General features: G+C 45.0%; 1 protein-coding gene. It reads right to left on the reverse strand.

Annotated features, from left to right (window positions below; genetic code table 11):
• Nucleotides 1–61 precede the first annotated feature (61 nt).
• Nucleotides 62–907, reverse strand: a complete 846-nt coding sequence (locus ABZ321_RS58210; protein ID WP_354905698.1) for an IS30 family transposase — start codon at nucleotides 905–907, stop codon at nucleotides 62–64.
• Nucleotides 908–1,125 lie beyond the last annotated feature (218 nt).

A 1,125-nucleotide genomic window follows, 5' to 3' on the forward strand; every position in this document is an offset into this window, starting at 1 on the left:
CGGGCCGGGCACCAGCGGCTCCGCCTGGACCTGCTGCACGGCCGGCACCTGCGGCGGCTCATCATCTTCGGCATCCCCACCGCCGACCCCGGCCCATTCGGTTATGGTTTTCATTCGTCCCTCGCTCAAAGCTCGCGTAGGCGTGTGCATAGTAAACTGGACAGCTTACGACCTCAGAGAGCCTTGCAAATTCATGGCCATTGTCAGGGGTAATGGATTTGAAGTCATAACTTTTTTGAAGTTCCACCAGCTCATCATTGACCGCCTGTGCTGTTTTCCCATCAATCAAGCGAATGATCTCCGTGCGGTATTTTCGCTCTGTGAGCGTCAAAAGCACCTTGTTCTTAGCTCTCGTAAGAATGACCGTGTCAATCTCGTAATGCCCCACTTCTAAGCGATTGTTAATGAACTCAGGCCGTTCTTCAATAGACTTACCAAAAGGATGCTTTGGCGCACGAGGTTTGATTTTCTTTGCCGCCTTATACTGCGGATAGAAAAGATGATGACGCTTGGCTTCTAACCAGCCCCAGTTGACCCAATTGTAGAGGCTGCTCAGAGAAACTCCTTTTAGAGCCTGATGAATGACTTCCAAAGAGTCCTTGTCTTCTTTAAGACGTGTACTCACATAACAATCAATCTCAGTCGTGAGTTTACTCGGACGAACACTGTGAGCCCTCAATCCTTCATAATTTTCTTGAGCCTTTTTAGCAGAGTATTTTACCTTCCGCTTGAGCTGGATTTCCCCTCGCTTCATCTCTCTGTCAATCGTCCCATGAGCTTTATTCAATAAGCGCGCAATCTCACGGTTGCTCAGTCCTTCTTTATTGTGCCAACGTTCAATGTTTAAACGGTCTTGATTGGTCAGGTGTTTCCCTTTGCTCTGGCTTGTGATAGAATAGTCTTGCATCTGAATTTCCTTTTTATACTATTTGGTCGAACTTCTAGTATAAGAGATTCAGATGTTTTTTGCTTGACTCAAGGTGGCTAACTTCATTTTACAATTTGCGAATTTATTATTTATTTATCTCTGATAATGGCCACACACAGGTCCAATTAATCAATTTTTTTATCATCAAAGGGCAGTAAAAAATGTGACCAATCCAAAAATTATACCTGGAAAGTTTG

It is taken from the genome of Dactylosporangium sp. NPDC006015, from assembly GCF_040614215.1.
Lineage (GTDB): Bacteria > Actinomycetota > Actinomycetes > Mycobacteriales > Micromonosporaceae > Dactylosporangium > Dactylosporangium maewongense.

Coding starts and splice junctions, on each gene's coding strand:
- ABZ321_RS58210 (WP_354905698.1), bottom strand. CDS start 907: ATGCAAGACTATTCTATCACAAGCCAGAGCAAAGGGAAACACCTGACC.